The 19,631-nt window shown below is 64.2% G+C and carries 21 protein-coding genes; 12 read left to right on the forward strand and 9 right to left on the reverse strand.

Annotated elements, in window-relative coordinates:
• Window positions 1-192 precede the first annotated feature (192 nt).
• On the forward strand, window positions 193-459 hold the full coding sequence (locus HOY34_RS04790) for an EF-hand domain-containing protein (RefSeq protein WP_172360355.1): 267 nt from the start codon (window positions 193-195) through the stop codon (window positions 457-459).
• Between the two features lie 108 nt (window positions 460-567).
• On the opposite strand, the gene HOY34_RS04795 is transcribed toward HOY34_RS04790, so the two are convergent.
• The 3 genes from HOY34_RS04795 to HOY34_RS04805 are packed head-to-tail and all read right to left on the reverse strand — an operon-like array spanning window position 568 to window position 1,672.
• Entirely contained in the window at window positions 568-903 is a 336-nt protein-coding gene (locus tag HOY34_RS04795; protein WP_172360357.1) for an I78 family peptidase inhibitor, read from the reverse strand.
• A gap of 13 nt (window positions 904-916) precedes the next feature.
• Entirely contained in the window at window positions 917-1,288 is a 372-nt protein-coding gene (locus HOY34_RS04800) for an I78 family peptidase inhibitor (protein ID WP_172360359.1), read from the reverse strand.
• 30 nt (window positions 1,289-1,318) lie between these two features.
• A complete protein-coding gene (locus tag HOY34_RS04805; protein ID WP_172360361.1) occupies window positions 1,319-1,672 on the reverse strand; it encodes an I78 family peptidase inhibitor in 354 nt (117 codons plus the stop codon).
• A 66-nt stretch (window positions 1,673-1,738) separates the two neighbouring features.
• On the opposite strand from HOY34_RS04805, the gene HOY34_RS04810 reads away from it, so the two are divergent.
• The gene (locus HOY34_RS04810) at window positions 1,739-2,869 is read left to right on the forward strand and encodes an S-(hydroxymethyl)glutathione dehydrogenase/class III alcohol dehydrogenase (protein WP_172360363.1); all 1,131 of its coding nucleotides are present in this window, start codon (window positions 1,739-1,741) and stop codon (window positions 2,867-2,869) included.
• Window positions 2,870-2,975: 106 nt separating this feature from the next.
• Here HOY34_RS04810 and trhO read toward each other — a convergent pair whose 3' ends face one another.
• Entirely contained in the window at window positions 2,976-3,887 is a 912-nt protein-coding gene (gene trhO, locus HOY34_RS04815) for an oxygen-dependent tRNA uridine(34) hydroxylase TrhO (protein WP_172360365.1), read from the reverse strand.
• A gap of 111 nt (window positions 3,888-3,998) precedes the next feature.
• On the opposite strand from trhO, the gene pncA reads away from it, so the two are divergent.
• The 3 genes from pncA to HOY34_RS04830 all read left to right on the forward strand — a co-directional run bounded on the left by pncA (window position 3,999) and on the right by HOY34_RS04830 (window position 6,507).
• Complete coding sequence (pncA, locus tag HOY34_RS04820) at window positions 3,999-4,613, forward strand: bifunctional nicotinamidase/pyrazinamidase (RefSeq protein ID WP_172360367.1); 615 nt, start codon at window positions 3,999-4,001, stop codon at window positions 4,611-4,613.
• Between the two features lie 88 nt (window positions 4,614-4,701).
• Window positions 4,702-5,994: a nicotinate phosphoribosyltransferase gene (pncB, locus tag HOY34_RS04825; RefSeq protein ID WP_172360369.1), complete on the forward strand. Its 1,293-nt coding sequence runs from the start codon at window positions 4,702-4,704 to the stop codon at window positions 5,992-5,994.
• Between the two features lie 18 nt (window positions 5,995-6,012).
• Window positions 6,013-6,507 (forward strand): GreA/GreB family elongation factor, encoded by a 495-nt coding sequence (locus HOY34_RS04830; RefSeq protein WP_172360371.1) that lies wholly within the window; start codon window positions 6,013-6,015, stop codon window positions 6,505-6,507.
• A gap of 91 nt (window positions 6,508-6,598) precedes the next feature.
• Here the strand turns inward: HOY34_RS04830 and groL are convergent, their stop codons facing one another.
• Entirely contained in the window at window positions 6,599-8,236 is a 1,638-nt protein-coding gene (gene groL / locus HOY34_RS04835; RefSeq protein WP_172360373.1) for a chaperonin GroEL, read from the reverse strand.
• 86 nt (window positions 8,237-8,322) lie between these two features.
• Window positions 8,323-8,610, reverse strand: coding sequence for a co-chaperone GroES (groES, locus tag HOY34_RS04840; RefSeq protein WP_172360375.1), 288 nt, complete (start codon window positions 8,608-8,610; stop codon window positions 8,323-8,325).
• A gap of 349 nt (window positions 8,611-8,959) precedes the next feature.
• Between groES and HOY34_RS04845 the strand changes: the two genes are divergently transcribed.
• The 5 genes from HOY34_RS04845 to rpsI all read left to right on the forward strand — a co-directional run bounded on the left by HOY34_RS04845 (window position 8,960) and on the right by rpsI (window position 13,790).
• Window positions 8,960-10,042: a TraB/GumN family protein gene (locus HOY34_RS04845; RefSeq protein WP_253944209.1), complete on the forward strand. Its 1,083-nt coding sequence runs from the start codon at window positions 8,960-8,962 to the stop codon at window positions 10,040-10,042.
• Window positions 10,043-10,257: 215 nt separating this feature from the next.
• Window positions 10,258-11,694 (forward strand): NAD-dependent succinate-semialdehyde dehydrogenase, encoded by a 1,437-nt coding sequence (locus HOY34_RS04850; RefSeq protein WP_172360377.1) that lies wholly within the window; start codon window positions 10,258-10,260, stop codon window positions 11,692-11,694.
• 152 nt (window positions 11,695-11,846) lie between these two features.
• The gene (locus HOY34_RS04855; protein WP_172360379.1) at window positions 11,847-12,665 is read left to right on the forward strand and encodes an SseB family protein; all 819 of its coding nucleotides are present in this window, start codon (window positions 11,847-11,849) and stop codon (window positions 12,663-12,665) included.
• 151 nt (window positions 12,666-12,816) lie between these two features.
• Window positions 12,817-13,281 (forward strand): 50S ribosomal protein L13, encoded by a 465-nt coding sequence (rplM, locus tag HOY34_RS04860; RefSeq protein ID WP_172360381.1) that lies wholly within the window; start codon window positions 12,817-12,819, stop codon window positions 13,279-13,281.
• Between the two features lie 5 nt (window positions 13,282-13,286).
• On the forward strand, window positions 13,287-13,790 hold the full coding sequence (gene rpsI, locus HOY34_RS04865; protein WP_172360383.1) for a 30S ribosomal protein S9: 504 nt from the start codon (window positions 13,287-13,289) through the stop codon (window positions 13,788-13,790).
• A 90-nt stretch (window positions 13,791-13,880) separates the two neighbouring features.
• Here rpsI and HOY34_RS04870 read toward each other — a convergent pair whose 3' ends face one another.
• Genes HOY34_RS04870 through HOY34_RS04880 form a run of 3 tightly spaced genes read right to left on the reverse strand, consistent with a single transcriptional unit; the run spans window position 13,881 to window position 15,556 of the window.
• Entirely contained in the window at window positions 13,881-14,441 is a 561-nt protein-coding gene (locus HOY34_RS04870; protein WP_172360385.1) for an NADPH-dependent FMN reductase, read from the reverse strand.
• A gap of 24 nt (window positions 14,442-14,465) precedes the next feature.
• Window positions 14,466-15,173: an LrgB family protein gene (locus HOY34_RS04875; protein WP_172360387.1), complete on the reverse strand. Its 708-nt coding sequence runs from the start codon at window positions 15,171-15,173 to the stop codon at window positions 14,466-14,468.
• Entirely contained in the window at window positions 15,170-15,556 is a 387-nt protein-coding gene (locus HOY34_RS04880; RefSeq protein WP_172360389.1) for a CidA/LrgA family protein, read from the reverse strand. Before HOY34_RS04880 ends, HOY34_RS04875 begins: the two co-directional genes overlap by 4 nt.
• A gap of 264 nt (window positions 15,557-15,820) precedes the next feature.
• Between HOY34_RS04880 and smc the strand changes: the two genes are divergently transcribed.
• The gene (gene smc / locus HOY34_RS04885) at window positions 15,821-19,276 is read left to right on the forward strand and encodes a chromosome segregation protein SMC (RefSeq protein WP_172360391.1); all 3,456 of its coding nucleotides are present in this window, start codon (window positions 15,821-15,823) and stop codon (window positions 19,274-19,276) included.
• The gene (locus HOY34_RS04890; protein ID WP_172360393.1) at window positions 19,273-19,620 is read left to right on the forward strand and encodes a hypothetical protein; all 348 of its coding nucleotides are present in this window, start codon (window positions 19,273-19,275) and stop codon (window positions 19,618-19,620) included. The genes smc and HOY34_RS04890 overlap by 4 nt, the downstream gene beginning before the upstream one ends.
• Window positions 19,621-19,631: the final 11 nt, after the last annotated feature.

Below are 19,631 nucleotides of genomic sequence, written 5' to 3' on the forward strand. Positions count from 1 at the left end.
GCGCACCAGGCGGGAAATTACCGCCGTATCAGCGGCGCCCGGCGGGGGAAATCCGCCGCTCGGGCAGGGGGCTTTCCTTTGGCGGGGGGCAGTGGCCAGATGATCTTACAGGCCGGGCGGTATCTGTGCGGTATCTTAAGCGCAGATATGCAGCCGGGTCTGAACTCTGAGGAAAACCGAAAGGAAGAACCGATGAAACGCATGTCTCTTCGCGCAATGGCCCTGGTTGCAACCTCTGCCAGCCTTATCGCCGGGGCGGCGATGGCGCAGACCAGCCTGCCGCTTATCGAGGATGCGGATGGCAGCGGCGACTGGTCGCTGGCAGAGCTGCAGACGCTCTGGCCGGAGCTGACCCAGGAAGGGTTCGTCGCCATTGATACGGACGCGAATGGTGCGGTCTCGCCTGAAGAGCTGCAGCTTGCGGTCGACAATGGCCTGGTGCAGCTGCCGCAACAATAAGGGCAGAGGCCGCGCCTGTATCGCGTGTAGTATCGCGTGTATCGCGGCCCCGCAAATGCAGATGCGCCCGTTTGGGCGCATCTTTCGATCTTTGTCTGTTGGGCCTGATCAGCCGCAGGTCAGCTGCACGACCTTATCGTTGCCATCAAGCATGACATTCAGCCGATTGGGCAGCAGATCCATGGTGATCGCCTGATTGGGGCCGATGACCCGTGTCGGGTCGCGCCGTGTCGCCAGGCTTCTCAGGGCAGATTTATCCTGGCCCAGCAGAGGGGCCAGCGCGTTGGCGCCGCAGCTGTCGTTGGCCTGGTCGGGCAGGGCGGGCTGGTAGGATAGTCCCACCTCCTGCACGCAGGCGGCCAGCAAAAGCCCAAGGCCCAGGGCCGCGCCGACGATGGTCAGGCGGGCGGGAATTGGGCGGGTGGTTGCAGATCCGGTTTTCATGTTCGCTCCGTGTTCAGCCGCAGGTCAGGCTGCGAATGTGGTCGGTTGCATCAAGTGTGACGTTCAGGCGGTTTGGAATGTAGTCACGTGTGACCGGATCGCCCGGCCGGATAAGGCGCAGCGGCCCGTCAACCTCGTCACCTGGCAAAGAGGTGGCGGGGGCTCCGGTCAGATTGGCAAGCAGATCGGCACCGCAAAGGGCCGGATCGGCCAGCTGGGGCGGGGTGGACAGATCGGTGTCACCCGCCCCGGAACAGGCCGAAAGGCCAAGTGCTGCCAGCAAAACCAGCCCGCGCCATGTGCCGGCAAAGGGGCTGGTCGCCGTTGGGGTGGCACCAGGCTCAGAGGCCCAGGGGTGGATGGTGGTGAGGCTTGGGCTGGTCATGTTCGGTCTCCGACTCCTGCCGCTGAAAGGTTAACCACATTCGAGGCGGGTGATGACACCCCGCTGATCGATATGCGCGTTGATCCGCTGAGGCTGGTAATCTTCCTGGCTGATGATGCCGCCTGGCGGGATGATCCGCGAGGCCCCCGCAAGGCGCACGGTGCGCAGATTGCCCGAGGGCTGGCCGATCAGCGACTGCAGGCTGGCCAGCCGACAGCTGTCGGGCGTGCGCTCGGTCAGAACGGGTTTCGGGGGGGCGGGATTCGCGGCTGGGCCTGCCGCAGTGGCGGGCGGCTTCGGGGAAATCGTCGGAACAGGGGCCGCCACACAGGCTGCGAGCAGCAGTCCGATCGGGGCGAGCCGTAAAACCAGAGGGAACATCATTCTTCCTGCGTTGCTTTCTGCGCCAGTCTGGCCCAGGTTGGCCCCGAAAGTTAAGGGAGAAAAGCCATGCGTACCCGTGCAGCCGTAGCCCTCGCCGCAGGCAAGCCGCTTGAGATCATGGAAGTGAATCTCGAGGGCCCGAAAAAGGGCGAGGTTCTGGTGGAAATCAAGGCCACCGGCCTGTGTCATACTGATGAGTTCACCCGCTCGGGCGCGGATCCCGAGGGGATTTTCCCCTGCATCCTCGGCCATGAGGGCGCGGGTGTGGTGATTGAGGTCGGCGAGGGCGTGACCACGCTGAAGCCGGGCGATCACGTGATCCCGCTTTACACGCCGGAATGCCGCGAGTGCCCGTCGTGTCTGTCTGGCAAGACCAACCTCTGCACCGCGATCCGCAACACGCAGGGCCAGGGCCTGATGCCCGATGGCACCACGCGGTTCTCGCTGCTCGATGGCACGCCGGTCTATCATTACATGGGCTGCTCGACCTTCGCCAATCACACCGTGATGCCGGAAATCGCGCTGGCCAAGGTGCGTGACGATGCGCCTTTCGACAAGATCTGTTACATCGGCTGCGGCGTGACCACCGGGATCGGCGCGGTGATCAATACCGCAGGCGTCGAGATCGGCTCGACTGCGGCGGTCTTCGGTCTGGGCGGGATCGGGCTGAACGTGATCCAGGGCCTGCGCATGGCGGGCGCGGATATGATCATCGGCGTTGATCTGAACGATGACAAAGAGGAAATGGCGCGCAAATTCGGCATGACCCATTTCGTGAACCCCTCGAAAATTGAGGGCTCGGTCGTGCAGGAGATCGTCAATCTGACGAAACGCGGCGCAGACCAGATCGGTGGCGTCGATTACTCGTTCGATGCGACCGGCAATGTCAAAGTGATGCGCGATGCGCTGGAATGCTCGCATCGTGGCTGGGGTGTTTCGGTGATCATCGGCGTGGCGCCTGCCGGGGCCGAGATCTCGACGCGCCCCTTCCAGCTGGTGACGGGCCGGGTCTGGAAAGGTACCGCCTTTGGCGGCGCGAAAGGCCGCCGCGATGTGCCGAAATTCGTCGACTGGTATATGGACGGCAAAATCGAGATCGACCCGATGATCACCCACCAGCTGAAGCTGGAAGAGATCAACCACGGTTTCGATCTGATGCATGAAGGCAAATCGATCCGGGCCGTCGTCGTTTACTGATCAGCCGCGTCTGAATGAAAAAGAGCCGGGGAACGTCCCCGGCTCTTTCGTATTTGCGCCCCTTAGGCATCTGCGCCGCCTGGGGGGCATTTTCCCGAACGTGCAATCAGCCAGAGTTTGCGCCGAGATGCCTTTCGCCCCGTGCGGCGGCAAGGCGGATCTGCTTTTCGCGTTCCCGAAAGCGGGCGCGGTCCTCACTGCTGTATTCATCGACGCAGGCCGGGCAGCAGACGCCCTCTTCATAGCTGGGGGCCTTGCGATCTTCCGCCGAGACCGGGCGGCGGCAGGCGCCGCAGCTGGTGTAATCGCCCGGAACCAGCCCATGCCCGACCGAGACGCGGGCGTCGAAGACATAGCATTCGCCCTGCCAGAGCGAGTCCTCTGGCGGGGTTTCCTCAAGGTATTTCAGGATGCCGCCTTTCAGGTGGAACACATCCTCGACGCCCTGGCTAAGCAGGTAATTGGTCGATTTTTCACAGCGGATGCCGCCGGTGCAGAACATGGCGATGCGCTTGTTGTGAAAACGCTCGCGGTTTTCCTCCCACCAGGCGGGGAAATCGCGGAAGCTTTTGGTGCCGGGATCAATCGCGCCCTGGAAGGTGCCGATCCCCACCTCGTAATCATTGCGGGTGTCGATCACGGCGACATCGGGGGCGGTGATCAGCGCGTTCCATTCGTCAGGCGTCAGGTAATGGCCGACCGATGCGCGGGGGTCGACGCCCTCGACGCCCATGGTGACGATTTCGCGCTTCAGTTTCACCTTCATATGGCCAAAGGGCATTTCTTCGGCCCCGGCCTCTTTCCATTCCAGATCTGCAAAGCCGGGCAGGGCGCGCAGATGGGCGATCACCCGGTCGATCCCTTCACGCGGCCCGGCGATGGTGCCATTCACCCCCTCGGGGGCCAGCAAAAGCGAGCCTTTGACGCCCCCGGCCTCGCAAAGGGCAAGCAGCGGGCCGCGCAGGGCGGCGGTATCGGGGACGGGGGCAAAGTGATAAAGCGCGGCGATGATCAGCATAGGCGCGAAATGGACCTGCGCCGCGGTAAAATCAAGCGGATTGGTTGACGCAGCCCCAGGCCTGGACAAAGGTGACGCGGACAAATGTGGGGCAACCACGGGGAGAGTGAGATGCGTGACGCCGATACGGCCCTGATCGTCGTTGATGTGCAAAATGATTTCTGCCCGGGGGGCGCTTTGGCCGTCACCGGCGGCGATACGATCATTCCCGCCATCAATGCGCTGATGGCGGATTTTGGCACCGTGGTGCTGACCCAGGACTGGCATCCGGCCGATCACCGCTCTTTCGCAGACAATCATCCCGGGGCCGTGGTCTTTTCGGTGACAGAGATGGCCTATGGCCCGCAGGTGCTGTGGCCGCGTCACTGTGTGATCGGATCGGCGGGCGCAGCCTTTCACCCCGATCTGCACACCGACCCCGCGCAGCTGATCCTGCGCAAGGGCTTTCGTGCCGGCATCGACAGCTATTCGACCTTTTTCGAGAATGACCGCGAAACCTCGACCGGGCTTGATGTCTGGCTGCGGGCGCGCGGAATCACGACGGTGGTGCTGGCGGGCCTGGCCACCGATTACTGCGTGGCCTATTCGGCGCTGGATGCGGTGCGCCTGGGCTTTCGGGTCGAGCTGCGCGAGGATCTCTGCCGCGCCATTGATCTGAACGGCTCGCTGGAAGAGGCGCGGGCGCAGATGGTGGATGCGGGCGTCGTGATGGTTGATCCGCGCTGATATTTCCTGACAGGAATACTGCCCGGCAGGCTGGACAGTGGCGCGGGGGGTTGCTTTAACCGATCAACCGCCCGGAGGAGGCTGAGACATGGTCGATATCGCAACGCGCGTCCACAATCACAACTGGAAGATCGACCCGATTGTCCGGTCGCTGCTGGATACCGATTTCTACAAGCTGCTGATGTGTCAGTCGGTTTTCAGAAACCGGCCTGACACCAATGTGGTTTTCTCGCTGATCAACCGCACGAAATCGGTGCGCCTTGCCGATCTGATCGACGAGGGCGAGTTGCGCGAGCAGCTGGATCATGTGCGCTCGCTGTCCCTGCGCCGTGGCGAAAGCACCTGGCTGCGCGGCAATACATTCTACGGCAAGCGCCAGATGTTCCGCCCCGATTTCATGGAATGGTTCGAGAACCTGAAGCTGCCGCCCTATTACCTGGAAAAGCGCGACGGCCAGTATGAGCTGACCTTTGAGGGCAAATGGCCCGAGGTCATGCTGTGGGAGATCCCGGCGCTGGCGGTGATCATGGAGCTGCGCTCGCGGGCGGTGCTGAAAGACATGCGCAAGTTTGAGCTGCAGGTGCTTTATGCCCGCGCCATGACCCGGCTTTGGGAAAAGGTCGAGCGGCTGCGGGCGATCCCGGGGCTGAAAATGGCCGATTTCGGCACTCGCCGGCGGCACAGCTATCTGTGGCAGGACTGGTGCGTCCAGGCGCTGCAAGAGGGGCTCGGCGAGGCTTTTACCGGCACCTCGAACTGCCTGATCGCCATGAAGCGCGACATCGAGGCGATCGGCACCAATGCCCATGAATTGCCGATGGTCTATGCCGCGCTGGCGCGTGACGATGCAGAATTGGCCCAGGCCCCCTATCAGGTGCTGGCCGACTGGCATGATGAACATGACGGCAACCTGCGGATCATGTTGCCCGATACCTATGGCACCGAGGGCTTTCTGAAACGCGCCCCTGACTGGCTGGCGGGCTGGACGGGAACGCGTATCGATTCCGGCGATCCGGCGGCGGCGGCAGAGAATGCGATCCGCTGGTGGAAAGAGCGCGGCGAGGATCCGCGCGAAAAGCTGGTGATCTTCTCGGATGGGCTGGATGTGGCGATGATCGAAAAGCTGCATGCGCAATTCCAGGGCCGGGTGAAGGTTTCCTTCGGCTGGGGCACCAATCTGACCAATGACTTCCGCGGCTTTGTGCCGAATGATGCGCTGGCGCCGTTCAGCCTGGTGTGCAAGGCGATCTCGGCTGATGGGCGTCCGACGGTCAAACTCTCTGACAATCCCAACAAAGCGATGGGCCCGGCCTCTGAGATTGAGCGCTATAAGCGCGTCTTTGCGGTGGGCGAGCAGGTGGCCCAGGACGTCTTTGTCTGAACGCGGGGTGCGTCTGATATGAGCCGCGCTTTCGTCAATGAAGATGCCGGGGCCGACCGCCCCGATCTGCCAGAGCTGCCGCTGTCGCCGCATCCAAACCATGTGACGCCGCGCGGGCTGGCGGCGCTTGAGGCGCGGCTGCGCGACCGTCTGGCGGATCTGGCAGCGCTGCGGGCGCGGGAAGAGCGGCTGGACAAGCTGCCCGAGGCGGCGGCAGAGCGTGACATCCGCTGGCTTGAGGCGCGGCTGGCCTCGGCGATCCTGGTGGAACCGGCGGGTCTGGGTCTTGCCGAGGTTGCCTTTGGCCTGCGGGTGCGGGTGTCGGATGAGGCTGGGCGCGAAAGCTGGTATGAGATCACCGGCGAGGATGAGGCGGATGCCGCCCTTGGCCGTATCGCGCCCCATTCGCCGCTGGCGCGGGCATTGCTGGGCGCGCGCCCGGGGGATGAGGTCACATGGCGGCGGCCTTTGGGCGATATGGTGCTGGAGGTGCTGGAAATCCGGCATCCCTGATTGCGGTTTACGCCCTGCAACACGGCTGTAATCACAATGAAAAAGGGCGACCCGAGGGCCGCCCTTTTGTTCCTTTTCTGACCGGTATGGATCAGAAATCCATACCGCCCATGCCGCCGCCCGGCATTGCCGGAGCTGCAGCTTTGTCAGCCGGCTTGTCAGCGATCATGGCTTCCGTGGTGATCAGGAGCGATGCGACCGAGGCAGCATTCTCCAGAGCGGTACGGGTCACTTTCGCCGGGTCGATCACGCCGAAGGAGAACATGTCGCCATATTCTTCGGTCTGAGCGTTGAAGCCGAACGAGGTCGAGGAGGATTCGCGGATCTTGCCGGCGACAACTGCACCGTCAACGCCCGAGTTTTCCGAGATCTGGCGCAGCGGAGCTTCCAGTGCGCGGCGGATGATCTGGATGCCGACATCCTGATCCGAGTTCGCGCCTTTCAGGCCTTCCAGAACTTTGGTTGCCTGAACCAGAGCCACGCCACCGCCGACGATCACGCCTTCCTGCACAGCTGCGCGGGTTGCGTTCAGTGCGTCATCAACGCGGTCTTTGCGCTCTTTCACTTCGACTTCGGTCGCACCGCCAACGCGGATCACTGCAACGCCGCCAGCCAGTTTGGCCACGCGCTCTTGCAGTTTCTCTTTGTCGTAATCCGAGGTGGTTTCTTCGATCTGGGTGCGGATCTGCGAAACGCGTGCTTCGATCTCGGCCTTTTCACCAGCGCCATCAACGATGGTGGTGTTGTCCTTGTTGATCTGCACTTTTTTCGCACGGCCGAGCATGTCGATGCCGACATTTTCCAGCTTCATGCCCAGATCGTCCGAGATCACCTGACCGCCGGTCAGGATTGCGATGTCCTGCAGCATGGCCTTGCGGCGATCGCCGAAGCCCGGTGCTTTGACAGCAGCAATTTTCAGACCGCCGCGCAGCTTGTTGACCACGAGGGTCGCCAGTGCTTCGCCTTCGACGTCTTCAGCGATGATGATCAGCGGCTTTTGCGACTGGATCACAGCCTCCAGCAGCGGGACCATCGGCTGCAGCGAGGAGAGTTTTTTCTCGTGCAGCAGGATGTATGCGTCTTCGAGATCCGCAATCATCTTGTCAGCATTGGTGACGAAGTAGGGCGAGAGGTAGCCGCGGTCGAACTGCATGCCTTCGACAACCTCAACCGAGGTCTCAAGGCCTTTGTTCTCTTCGACGGTGATCACGCCTTCGTTGCCGACTTTCTGCATCGCGTCAGCGATGAAGCGGCCGATGGTGGCTTCGCCGTTCGCCGAGATGGTGCCGACCTGTGCGACTTCGTCCGAGTCCTTGACCGGGCGCGACGCAGCTTTGATCGCTTCCACGACTTTGCCGGTGGCAAGGTCGATGCCGCGCTTCAGGTCCATCGGGTTCAGGCCAGCTGCGACCGAGCGCAGGCCTTCCTTGATGATGGCCTGTGCCAGCACGGTTGCGGTGGTGGTGCCGTCGCCGGCTTCGTCATTGGTGCGCGAGGCAACTTCTTTGACGAGCTGTGCGCCCATGTTCTCGAACTTGTCAGCCAGTTCGATTTCTTTTGCGACCGAGACGCCGTCCTTGGTGATGCGCGGGGCACCGAACGACTTTTCGATCACAACGTTACGGCCTTTCGGGCCCAGCGTCACCTTCACAGCGTCTGCGAGGGTGTTCACGCCCTTGAGCATACGGTCGCGGGCCTCGGTGGTGAATTTAACGTCCTTGGCAGCCATGGCTGTCTCCTTCGGATGTAGGTTTCAGGAAATAGAAAGCGCGGCTCACGCCACCCGGTGGACGGGCGTGCGGAGCCAGCCCGTCATCACGAGATGATGCCGAGGATGTCGCTTTCTTTCATGATGAGAAGCTCTTCACCGTCTACGGTGACTTCGGTGCCCGACCATTTGCCGAAGAGAACGCGGTCGCCGGCTTTGACCGAGGGTGCGATCAGCTCGCCCGAGTCCTTGCGTGCGCCTTCGCCAACCGAGACGATTTCGCCCTCAGCCGGTTTCTCTTTTGCGGTATCGGGGATGATCAGCCCGCCCTTGGTTTTTTCCTCGGACTGGACGCGACGGACCAGAACGCGGTCATGAAGCGGTTTGAAAGCCATCTGGTAACACTCCCATGTATGCCAGGTTGTATCTTATCAGCACTCACCTGATGGGAGTGCTAACGGAGGAAGAGGTAGGAAAAGACCCTGCGCCTGTCAACAGCGCAGCCTGGCTTTTTTCGCCCGGGTCCCCCGAAGGATCCCCCGGGTTCCGGTTCGGGGCTGGTTCGGGGGCGGGTCGGGGAAGTCATTGCAATTTTAAAGACGCGCCTGCCATTATCTGATCCAGGAATGGGCATGCTCTTGTCCTGGTTTGCTGGTCTGGTCCGGGGCCAGAGGATCAGAAGGGCAGGGCTTTGGTATATGCGCCGCTTTGCCGGACCGGCAGGCCCGGGTTTTGGAGGTTGATATGAACCTGATGAAAGCGGCCGCCGTCGCATTTTCCACCCTTGCCGCGCCCCTTGCGCTGGCGACCCAGGCGGGGGCCTATTGCGCCGGGGTGAACCTGATCGATCAGATGCTGCCCGGCGATCTGGCGGTTCTGCGGGCGCTGACCGATGCAGAGCCCTATTCGCGCGGCAACTTCTGGACGGCTGAAAAAGACGGGCTGAAAATGACCGTCGTCGGCACTTATCACCTTGATGATGCGCGCCATAATGCGGTTACCGATCTGCTGGCCGAAGATGTGCACGAGGCCAGGGCCCTGCTGGTCGAGGCGGGCCCGGCCGAAGAAGAGGCGCTGATGAAGGCGATGGGGGCCGACCCCTCGCTGATGTTCATCACCACCGGCCCCAGCCTGCTGGAGCGGCTGCCGCGTGACACCTGGCGCCGCCTGTCAGAGGCGCTGGAGGCGCGCGGTATTCCCGGCGTATTCGCCGCCAAGTTCCAGCCCTGGTATGCGACGATGGTGCTGGCGATCCCGCCCTGTATGATGGCCCAGACCGACATCAAAAACGGCCTTGATGCGCAGCTGATCGCGGCGGCTGAGGCGGCGGATGTGCCGGTGCGGGCGCTGGAACCCTATGACACGCTTTTCTCGATTTTCGGGGCGCTGACCGAAGAGCAGTCAATCGGCATGATCGAATCATCGCTGGCGCTTGAGGGTCAGTCAGAGGATTTCGCGGTGACGATGGCCGACCTTTATTTCCAGGGCGATTCGCGGATGATATGGGAGCTGTCGCGCTTTTACGCCTATGACCAGCCCGGCTATAGCCGCGAAGAGGTCGATGCCGAGCTGGCGGTGATGGAAGATGTGATGATGGTGCGGCGCAACCATGCCTGGATCCCGGTGATTGAGGCAGCCGCAGCCGAGGGCCCGGTGGTCGTGGCCTTTGGGGCGCTGCATTTGTCCGGCCAAGACGGGGTGTTGCAGCTGCTGGCAGATCGGGGCTGGCGGCTGACGCCACGCTATCTGGCCCCTGAGCAGCCTGAAGAACAACCTGAGGAACAGCCGGAGCCAACAGGCAACTGGATGGCATCCCCGGCACCCTGAGGCGAAAGAGCCGGCCGTGGTCACAAAAGCGGCACTGACGGCCGGATCCGGCGCTGTATGCAGGCTGAATACAGGAAATCTGTCGACCCGGCCCGGGCTGCGCGTTAAAGGGGGCCGTTAACGGATGGCGCTTCAGCCGCGCAGGCGGGCCTGCTTTGCGACAGCGCCATCAGGACCAGGCCCGGCAATGCCCGGCAGCATCTGAGGACATCGTCATGTCAAGCTATCCCGATACCCAACTCTTTATCGACGGTCAGTGGCGTGCGGCCACGGGCGGGCGGGTGATCCCGGTGATGAACCCGGCAACCGCGCGCCAGATCGGCACAGTGGCCCATGCCTCGCGCGAAGATCTCGATGCGGCGCTGGCGGCGGCAGAGCGCGGCTTCCAGATCTGGAAAAACATCCCCGCCTTTGAACGCGGCAAGATCATGCGCAAGGCCGCGAACCTTCTGCGCGAACGCGCCGATGCGATTGCGGTGCTGATGACCATGGAAAACGGCAAGCCGCTGGCTCAGTCGAAAATCGAAATCGCAGGCGCCGCCGATGTGATCGACTGGTTCGCGGGCGAGGGCCAGCGCACCTATGGCCAGGTGATCCCGTCGCGCGCACCCGATGTGCTGCAGATCACCATCAAACAGCCGGTTGGCCCGGTTGCGGCCTTTACGCCCTGGAATTTCCCGATCAACCAGGTGGTGCGCAAGCTGTCGGCGGCGCTGGCGGCGGGCTGTTCCTTTATCGTCAAAGCGCCCGAGGAAACCCCGGCCAGCCCGGCCGAAATGATCCGCGCCTTTGCAGATGCGGGCCTGCCCCAGGGCGTGGTGAACCTGGTTTATGGCATCCCGGCCGAGATCTCTGAATATCTGATCCCGCATCCGGTGATCCGCAAGATCAGCTTCACGGGCTCTACCCCGGTTGGCAAGCAGCTGGCGGCGTTGGCCGGTCTGCATATGAAACGCGCCACGATGGAGCTGGGCGGCCATGCCCCGGTGATCGTCGCGGGCGATGCCGATCTGGATGTGGCGGTGCCGCAGATCGCCATGCACAAGTTCCGCAATGCGGGCCAGGTCTGCGTCTCGCCGACGCGCTTTCTGGTGCAGGAAAATCTGCATGAGGAATTCACCGCCCGCTTCACCGATTACGCGGCAAAGCTGAAGGTCGGCGACGGCCTTGATCCGGCAACCGAGATGGGGCCGCTCTCGAATGAACGCCGCATCCCGGCGCTTGAGGCCCTGGTCAATGACGCGGTGGAAAAGGGCGCACGCCTGACCACGGGCGGGCGTCGCAGCGGCAATGAGGGCTGGTTCTTCGAGCCGACCGTGCTGGCCGATGTGCCGCTTTCGGCCCGGATCATGAACGAGGAACCCTTCGGCCCGGTGGCGGTGATCAATAAATTCACCACCCTCGACGAGGCGATTGCCGAGGCGAACCGTCTGCCCTTCGGTCTGGCCTCTTACGCCTATACCGGCGACACCGCGACCGCGACCCGTCTGGGCAATGAGATCGAGGCCGGTATGCTGACGATCAACCATCTGGGCCTTGCCCTGCCTGAAGTGCCCTTCGGTGGCATGAAAGACAGCGGCTATGGCACCGAGGGCGGGTCTGAGGCGATCGAGGCCTATCTGGAAACCCGCTTCGTGACCCGCAAGGGCTGATGACAGGCGGGGCAGGGCCTGCTGGCCCTGTGCGATCCGCGAAACACCCAAAGGCCGCCTGCAATTCCCCTGCAGGCGGCCTTGCCTTTGGCGGCCCGCGCCCGATAACTGCCGCCAGCCCATAATTGCCGTGTGATTTGCAGGAGTGCCCCATGGCCGACACCCCCACGCCTCTTGACGCCGCCCATGCGGCGGTCGCGGCTGACCCCGGCAATGAGGCGGCGCTTTTGCGCTTTTACGACCGCCTGGCCGATGGCGAGCTTTACCTGCTGCTGGAACGTGAGGCGGTGGGCGATCAGCTGGAGCCGAAGATTTTCAACCTCGAATCCGGCCCCATCGTGCTGGTCTTTGACCAGGAAGAGCGGCTTGCCTCTTTCACGGGCGGCGTTGCGCCCTGGGCGGCGTTGCCGGGGCGGGTGATTGCGGGGCTGTTGCGCGGGCAGGGGATCGGGCTGGGCGTGAACCTGGATGTCGCGCCCTCGGCCATGCTGCTGCCGCCCGAGGCGATGGACTGGCTGACCGACGCGCTTGAGACCGCGCCGGAAACCGCGCTTGGCCGCCCGGTGCGATTCTTCGCACCCGCAGCCCCCGATACGCTGCTGGTGGCGCTGGCCGAGAAATTCGCCTCTGCTCAGGGGCTGGCCAGTGCCGCCCTGCTGGCGGGCGTGGAATATGAGGATGCAAAGCGCGGCCATATGCTGGTCTTTATCGACGCCCATGAAGGGGCCGAGCCCGCGCTGGCCCGCGCCGTCCAGGAGGCGCTGGTCTTCTCTGGCCTTGATGCGGCGGCGGTGGATGTGGCTTTCCTTGGCGTGGGCGATGCGGTGCTGGCGGCGATGGTGCCCCATGCGCAGCGCTTCGATCTGCCAGCCGCGCCCCAGCCCGAAGCCGCCCCGCCGCAAGCCGCAGCCTCTGCGGCCAAAGCCGCGCCCGGCATGGATCCGGCAAAGCCGCCAAAGCTGCGCTGGTGATGGGGTATTAAGATACCGCATTTTTCAACGCCTTGTTTTGCAACGATTTTATGTTGATTGCGGTGCTTGACCGGGCGTTGCGCATCAGCGATAAGCCCACATCCGAATTCGCGGGGGGATTCCCTCGCCTCTATCCTTGATGGAACCACCGATGAAAACCTTCTCTGCTACCCCAGCGGATATCGAGAAGAAGTGGATCCTGATCGACGCCGAGGGCGTTGTTCTGGGTCGCCTCGCTACGATCGTCGCCAATATCCTGCGCGGCAAGAACAAGCCGACCTTCACCCCCCACATGGACATGGGTGACAATGTCATCGTGATCAATGCGGACAAGGTGCAGCTGACCGGCAACAAGCGTGAAGACAAGCGCTACTACTGGCACACCGGCCACCCGGGCGGCATCAAGTCGCGCACCGTGCGTGAAGTGCTGGAAGGCAATCACCCCGAGCGCGTCGTGATCAAAGCTGTCGAGCGTATGATCACCCGCAACAGCCTGGGCCGTCAGCAAATGTCGAACCTGCGCGTTTATGCAGGCGCAGAGCATGCCCATGAAGCTCAGCAACCGACCGTCCTGGACGTGAAGGTTCTGAACCCGAAGAACACCCGGAGCGCGTGATTTAAATGGCCGATATCAAGTCTCTCGACGATCTGAAGGCCGCTGTGGGCACTGCTGCTCCGGCTGCCGCTGCCGAGGCTGCACCCCGCGCCCCGGTTCGTGACAAGCTGAACCGCTCCTATGCGACCGGCAAGCGTAAAGACGCTGTTGCACGCGTCTGGGTCAAGCCGGGTTCGGGCAAGTTCCTGATCCGCAACAACAAGGGCGAGTATGTCGATTACACGCTCTATTTCGCGCGTCCCGTGCTGCAGATGATCCTGCGTCAGCCCTTCCAGGTGGCAAACGTGGAAGGTCAGTATGACGTGATGGCAACTGTTTCGGGCGGTGGTCTCTCGGGCCAGGCCGGTGCAGTCAAGCACGGCATCTCGAAAGCACTGCAACTGTTTGAGCCGTCGCTGCGTGGCGCTCTGAAAGCTGCTGGCTTCCTGACCCGCGACAGCCGCGTCGTGGAACGTAAGAAATACGGTAAGGCCAAAGCCCGCCGTTCGTTCCAGTTCTCGAAGCGCTGATCCGTTTCACTTCTATACGAAAGGCGCGGGGGGAACCCTCGCGCCTTTTGCTTTTGGACCTTTGGTTCTTGCGGGCCCCCTGGGGGGGTGTCAGCCCCGACCCGCCGCCTGGCGCAGCTTTGCCATCAGCTGATCCAGCACCTTCTGATAGCGCGGATCTTTCAGATGCCCGTCTTCGTCAAAGGCGTTTGAGCTGTCGGCGACCAGCACCTCTGGCCCGCTCAGCAGATGCGGCTGGAAGGGCGTCATCATCAGTCGCAGCGCGAATTGTGAGCGGTCGCCGCCGCCGCGCCCACCTGCTGCCGAGATGATGGCGACGGGCTTGTCGGCCCAGGGGTTCACCTTGATCCGGCTGACCCAGTCGAGCGCATTCTTCAGCACTCCGGGCGGCGCTTTGTTGTATTCGGGGGTAGAGATCACCACCGCATCGGCGGCTGCGATCTGGTCATAAAGGGTCTGAACGCCGGGGGGGATGCCCTCGGCCAGCTCCAGATCGCCATCATAAAGCGGCAGGTTCAGATCGGCCTCGGTATGGGTGGCGGGGCCAAAGGCGGCGCGCGCCTCGCGCAGCAGCATGCGGTTGGTTGACCCCTTTCGCAGGGCACCGGAAATGCCCAGCAATATGAGGTCGGTTTTGGTTGGGCTGGACATATCAGGCTCCGGCTTGGTTGTGGTTTACAGGAACATCCGCAGGATAAGGGGCGCAAGGATCGCCGTCATCATCGCGTTCAGCCCCATGCCCAGACCGGCAAAGGCGCCGGCGGTCGGATTGACGTTGAAGGCCCGCGCGGTGCCAAAGCCATGCGCGGCCACCCCGGTTGCAAAGCCCCGCGCTCGCCAGTCGCGGATCCGCAGCAGGTTCAGCACAGGCGTGGCAAAAGCCGCGCCGCAAAGCCCGGTCATGAACACCATCAGCGCCGCCAGCGTCGGCGAACCGCCCGACTGCTCGGCAATCCCAAGCGCTACGGCTGCTGTGGCGGATTTGGGGGCCAGGGCGGCCAGGATCGTCGGGCTGACCCCAAAGGCCGAGGCGATCCCAAGCGCGGTGGCAATCGCCGTCAGCGAGCCCGCGATCAGCGCCGCCAGGATCGGCAGCGCCGCCCGCCGCACCCGGCTGAGATTGTCATACAGCGGCAGCGCCAGACAGACCGTCGCCGGGCCCAGCAGGAAATGGACGAATTGCGCGCCCTCGAAATAGGTCTCGAACGTGGTGCCGGTCGCCAGGAGGATCAGCGCCAGCACCCCCATGGCAATCAGCGAAGGGTTGAACAGCGGCTGACGGCCCAGCCGGTTGAAAATGACCAGCCCAAAGGCATAGGCGGCAACCGTCATGCTCAGCCACAAAAGCGGGTCGCGGGCAAGGTAGGACCAGACTTCGGTCATCTCTGAACCTCTGCCTCGGTGTCAGGGCGCTCTCCGGTCAGCCGCGCGACCAGGGCGAAGGTCAGTGCCCCGATGCTGATTGCCGCCAGGGTCGAGACCACCACCGCCAGCACCAGCGGCCCCGCATCGCGGCCCAGCGTGCCCAGCTGCAACATCGCGCCGACGCCTGCGGGCACGAACAGCAAAAGCAGATTGCCCAGGATCGTATCGACCAGCGGCCGCACGGTATCGCGCAGGCGCGGCGACCAGATCAGCCCGACCAGCATGAAGGCCATGCCAAAGACCGGGCCGGGCACCGGCAGGCGGATCGCATGGGACAGTGCCTCTCCGGCCAGTTGGCAGCCGAGAACGGCGAGAAGGGCAAGGATGGTCGGGGGGATCATGGCTGTCTGGTTCCGCGCGGGCTGGTTTTTCCCCATGCTGCGCCTTTCGCGCCGCCCCCGCCAGAGCAGAAATCGACGATCCGCCCGGACCGGCCCCGATATGGGCAGGCCAGGGCTGCATCAGGCGCAGATATCCTGGGGATAAAGCCCAAAAAACAGTCAGCTGCGGGGGTTTCGGATTGACCTTGCAGGCCTCGCACCGGACGATACCAGACCGTATCTGAGCAGCGACTCAAACAACCGAGGCAAACAAGGGGGCGCGGCTTGCGCTTTAGCAAACTCCGGCTGAATGGCTTCAAAAGCTTTGTCGACCCCACGGATCTGGTGATCCATGAGGGGCTGACGGGCGTGGTCGGCCCCAATGGCTGCGGCAAGTCGAACCTGCTTGAGGCGCTGCGTTGGGTCATGGGCGAAAACCGCCCCACCGCGATGCGCGGCTCGGGCATGGATGACGTGATTTTCAACGGGGCCGCCACGCGCGGTGCCCGGAACTTTGCCGAGGTCTCGCTGGTGCTGGACAATGGCGACCGGCTTGCGCCCTCGGGGTTCAATGACAGTGACACGATTGAGATCGTGCGCCGGATCACCCGCGATGCGGGCTCGGCCTATAAGGCGAATTCAAAGGACGTTCGCGCCCGCGATGTGCAGATGCTGTTTGCCGATGCCTCGACCGGCTCGCACAGCCCGGCGCTGGTGCGTCAGGGCCAGATTTCCGAGCTGATCAACGCCAAACCCAAAGCGCGGCGTCGGGTGCTGGAAGAGGCGGCAGGGATCTCGGGCCTTTATGCGCGGCGCCATGAGGCAGAGCTGAAACTCGCGGGCACAGAGACCAATCTGACCCGCGTCGATGACGTGCTGGAGCAACTGGCACAGCAGCTGTCGGTGCTGACCCGCCAGGCCCGCCAGGCGGCGCGCTATCGTGAAATCTCGGATGAGCTGCGTCAGGCCGAGGGCATGCTGCTGTTTCGCCGCTGGCGCGAGGCCGATATGGCCCGGGGCGAGGCCGAGGGCGTGCTGCGGGATCGGCTGATCGCCCAGGGCAAGGCCGAGATGGCGGCGCGTGATGGCACAAAGGCGCGTGAGGCGGCCGAGGATGGCCTGCCCGCCCGCCGCGAGGAAGAGGCGATAGCGGCAGCGATCCTGCAGCGGCTGATGCTGCAGCGCGACGCGCTTGGCGATCAGGAAAAGCAGGCCCTGGCCCGGATCGAGACGCTTCGCGCCCGGATCAGCCAGCTTGGCAATGACATCGAACGCGAGGCCGGACTGAACCGTGACGCGGGCGAGGTGATCCAGCGCCTGCAATGGGAAATCGACCAGATCGCAAAGGCGCATGAGGGCCATGATGCCCGCCTCGCCGAGGCGGTCGAGGCGGCGCGTGACGCGGGCACCATCCTGACCGACCGCGAGACATTGCTGTCTGAGGCGACTGAGGATGCGGCCCGGCTGGCAGCCCGGCATCAGTCGGCCACGCGATTGGCGCAGGAAAGCCGTTCAGGCGTGGAACGCGCCGAGGGCGAGGCGCTGCGTGCCCGCGAAGCCGTGGCGCAGGCCGATGAGACACTGGCGACGGCATCCGAGAATTTCGAAGCCGCCGCCGAGGCCCGTGAGGCCGCCGCCGAGCTTTGTGATCAGACCGAGGCCGCGCTGGAACTGGCCGAAGAGGCCCGCGCCGAGGCGCAGTCGCGTGAGGCAGAGGCCCGCGCCGCCCGCTCGGGTGCCGAGGGTGAGGCCAATGCGCTCAGGGCCGAACGCGCCGCGCTGGCCAAACTGGTCGAGCGCGAGGCCGAGGCCGGGCATCAGCTGCTTGATCGCCTGGTGGTGACCTCGGGCTATGAAAAGGCGCTTGGGGCGGCGTTGTCGGATGATCTTCGCGCCCCGGAAATCGCCGCCGGAGAGCGCACCGGCTGGGGGCTTCTTGACCCCTATGCGCAGCCGCAGCCCCTGCCCGCAGGGGCAGAGCCGCTGGCGGATTACGTGCAGGCCCCGGGGGTGCTGACGCGCCGCCTGGGCCAGATCGGCCTTGTCAGCCGCGCCGATGGCTTCCGTCTGCAAGGCGATCTGCAGCCCGGCCAGCGCCTTGTCAGCCTGGAAGGCGATCTCTGGCGGTGGGACGGGTTTCGCGCCGGGGCCGAGGATGCGCCCTCGGCGGCGGCGCTGCGGCTGCAACAGCTGAACCGCCTGCAGCGGCTGAAACAGGATCTGGAAGAGGCCAGCGCCAAAGCCGAAGGCGCGGCCATGGCGCATGAGGCGCTGCAGACCCGCCTGCAGGATCTGGCCCGCGCCGATCAGCTGGCCCGTGAGGCGCGTCGCGCCGCCGATCAGCGGCTGGCCGAGGCGGATCGGGCGCTCTCGAAATCCGAGGCCGAGCGGACCCTGGCAACTGGCCGCCTGGAAGCGGCGCGGATTTCCGTGTCGCGCTATGAGGATGATGCGATGGCCGCCCGTGCCCGCCTGCGCGAGGCCGAGGCCGGGATCGCCGATCTGCCCGATCTGGATCAGGCACGCGATGCGCTGGAAACGGCGCGGATGACGGTCGAGGCGGCGCGGATCACCATGATGACCCGGCGCTCGGGCCATGATGAGCTGCGCCGCGAGGGCGAGGCCCGGGTCCGCCGCCGCCAGGAGGCGCAGAAGGAGCTGTCGGGCTGGAACCACCGCCTGGAGACGGCCGGAAAGCGCAGCCTGGAACTTACAGAACGTCGGGCCGAGGCCGAAGAGGAACTGGCCGAGGCCAGCGAGGCCCCTGAGGAATTGGCCGCCAAACGCGAAGAGCTGGGCGATGCGATCCAGGAGGCCGAGGCGCGCCGCAATGAGGCCGCCACCGCGCTGATCACGGCAGAAACCACCCTGCGCGAGGCCCAGATTTCTGAGCGCGACGCCGAGCGGCTGGCGGGTGAGGCCCGCGAATCCCGCGCCCGCGCCGAGGCCCGGCTGGACGCCTCACGCGAGGCGGTGGCGATTGCCGCCGAGCGGATCGCCGAGGAAGAAGACCGCACGCCGCAGGAATTGCTGGCCTCTCTGAATACCGATCCCGACAAAATGCCCGATGCCGAGGCGCTGGATCTTGATGTGCAGCGCCTGAAACGCCAGCGAGAGGCGCTTGGGGCCGTCAATCTGCGCGCCGAAGAGGATGCAAAGCAGATCGACACGGAATATCAACAGCTTGCGACGGAAAAGACCGACCTCGAAGAGGCGGTGCGCAAGCTGCGGGCGGGCATTCAGGGGCTGAACAAAGAGGGGCGTGAGCGGCTTCTGACCGCCTTCGAGCAGGTGAACAGCAACTTCTCGATGCTTTTCACCCATCTCTTTGGCGGCGGTGAGGCGCGTCTGGTGCTGGTCGAATCCGACGACCCGCTGGAAGCCGGGCTTGAGATCATGTGCCAGCCGCCGGGCAAGCGCCTGGCGACGCTGTCGCTTTTGTCGGGGGGCGAGCAGACGCTGACGGCGCTGGCGCTGATCTTTGGCGTCTTCCTGGCAAATCCGGCGCCGATCTGCGTGCTGGACGAGGTGGACGCGCCGCTTGATGATGCCAATGTCACCCGTTTTTGCGACCTGATGGATGAGATGACGCGGCGCACCGAGACGCGCTTTCTGGTCATCACCCACCATGCGGTGACCATGGCGCGGATGGACCGGCTGTTCGGGGTGACCATGCAGGAGCAGGGCGTCAGCCAGCTGGTCTCGGTCGATCTGCGCAAGGCAGAGGCGCTGGTCGCGTGATGCAAAATCTTCTGGAACAGGCGGGCTTTCCGGGGGTCGAGGCCGAGGGCGACAGCCTCTGGGCGCGGCTGTCGGCGACAGGGCCGGAATTTCGCGCCGATCCGCATGGCGAGGCCTGGATCCTGACGCTTTCATGGCCGGTGCGGCTGGATGCGGCAACGCTGGCGCGGTGGAACAGCAACAATCCGGCGGCGCTGCTGGATCTGGCGGGCGGCGAGACGCGGCTGCGCATGGGCGCCGAAAGCGCCGCCGATCTTGAGACCTGGGCCAGGGCGGCCGAAAGCATGGTGCAGACCTGCCTGGCCTATCGCCGGGGCCAACGCGCGCGCGGCGAGGGGATGTAAGCCGTAGTTTC

Origin of the sequence: Pseudogemmobacter hezensis, from assembly GCF_013155295.1 — a bacterium.
In the GTDB taxonomy this organism is placed as follows: domain Bacteria; phylum Pseudomonadota; class Alphaproteobacteria; order Rhodobacterales; family Rhodobacteraceae; genus Pseudogemmobacter; species Pseudogemmobacter hezensis.

Excerpts from the sequence above, each read along its gene's own strand:
- HOY34_RS04790 (WP_172360355.1), top strand. The coding sequence starts at position 193 with ATGAAACGCATGTCTCTTCGCGCAATGGCCCTGGTTGCAACCTCTGCC.
- HOY34_RS04795 (WP_172360357.1), bottom strand. The coding sequence starts at position 903 with ATGAAAACCGGATCTGCAACCACCCGCCCAATTCCCGCCCGCCTGACC.
- HOY34_RS04800 (WP_172360359.1), bottom strand. The coding sequence starts at position 1,288 with ATGACCAGCCCAAGCCTCACCACCATCCACCCCTGGGCCTCTGAGCCT.
- HOY34_RS04805 (WP_172360361.1), bottom strand. The coding sequence starts at position 1,672 with ATGATGTTCCCTCTGGTTTTACGGCTCGCCCCGATCGGACTGCTGCTC.
- HOY34_RS04810 (WP_172360363.1), top strand. The coding sequence starts at position 1,739 with ATGCGTACCCGTGCAGCCGTAGCCCTCGCCGCAGGCAAGCCGCTTGAG.
- trhO (WP_172360365.1), bottom strand. The coding sequence starts at position 3,887 with ATGCTGATCATCGCCGCGCTTTATCACTTTGCCCCCGTCCCCGATACC.
- pncA (WP_172360367.1), top strand. The coding sequence starts at position 3,999 with ATGCGTGACGCCGATACGGCCCTGATCGTCGTTGATGTGCAAAATGAT.
- pncB (WP_172360369.1), top strand. The coding sequence starts at position 4,702 with ATGGTCGATATCGCAACGCGCGTCCACAATCACAACTGGAAGATCGAC.
- HOY34_RS04830 (WP_172360371.1), top strand. The coding sequence starts at position 6,013 with ATGAGCCGCGCTTTCGTCAATGAAGATGCCGGGGCCGACCGCCCCGAT.
- groL (WP_172360373.1), bottom strand. The coding sequence starts at position 8,236 with ATGGCTGCCAAGGACGTTAAATTCACCACCGAGGCCCGCGACCGTATG.
- groES (WP_172360375.1), bottom strand. The coding sequence starts at position 8,610 with ATGGCTTTCAAACCGCTTCATGACCGCGTTCTGGTCCGTCGCGTCCAG.
- HOY34_RS04845 (WP_253944209.1), top strand. The coding sequence starts at position 8,960 with ATGAACCTGATGAAAGCGGCCGCCGTCGCATTTTCCACCCTTGCCGCG.
- HOY34_RS04850 (WP_172360377.1), top strand. The coding sequence starts at position 10,258 with ATGTCAAGCTATCCCGATACCCAACTCTTTATCGACGGTCAGTGGCGT.
- HOY34_RS04855 (WP_172360379.1), top strand. The coding sequence starts at position 11,847 with ATGGCCGACACCCCCACGCCTCTTGACGCCGCCCATGCGGCGGTCGCG.
- rplM (WP_172360381.1), top strand. The coding sequence starts at position 12,817 with ATGAAAACCTTCTCTGCTACCCCAGCGGATATCGAGAAGAAGTGGATC.
- rpsI (WP_172360383.1), top strand. The coding sequence starts at position 13,287 with ATGGCCGATATCAAGTCTCTCGACGATCTGAAGGCCGCTGTGGGCACT.
- HOY34_RS04870 (WP_172360385.1), bottom strand. The coding sequence starts at position 14,441 with ATGTCCAGCCCAACCAAAACCGACCTCATATTGCTGGGCATTTCCGGT.
- HOY34_RS04875 (WP_172360387.1), bottom strand. The coding sequence starts at position 15,173 with ATGACCGAAGTCTGGTCCTACCTTGCCCGCGACCCGCTTTTGTGGCTG.
- HOY34_RS04880 (WP_172360389.1), bottom strand. The coding sequence starts at position 15,556 with ATGATCCCCCCGACCATCCTTGCCCTTCTCGCCGTTCTCGGCTGCCAA.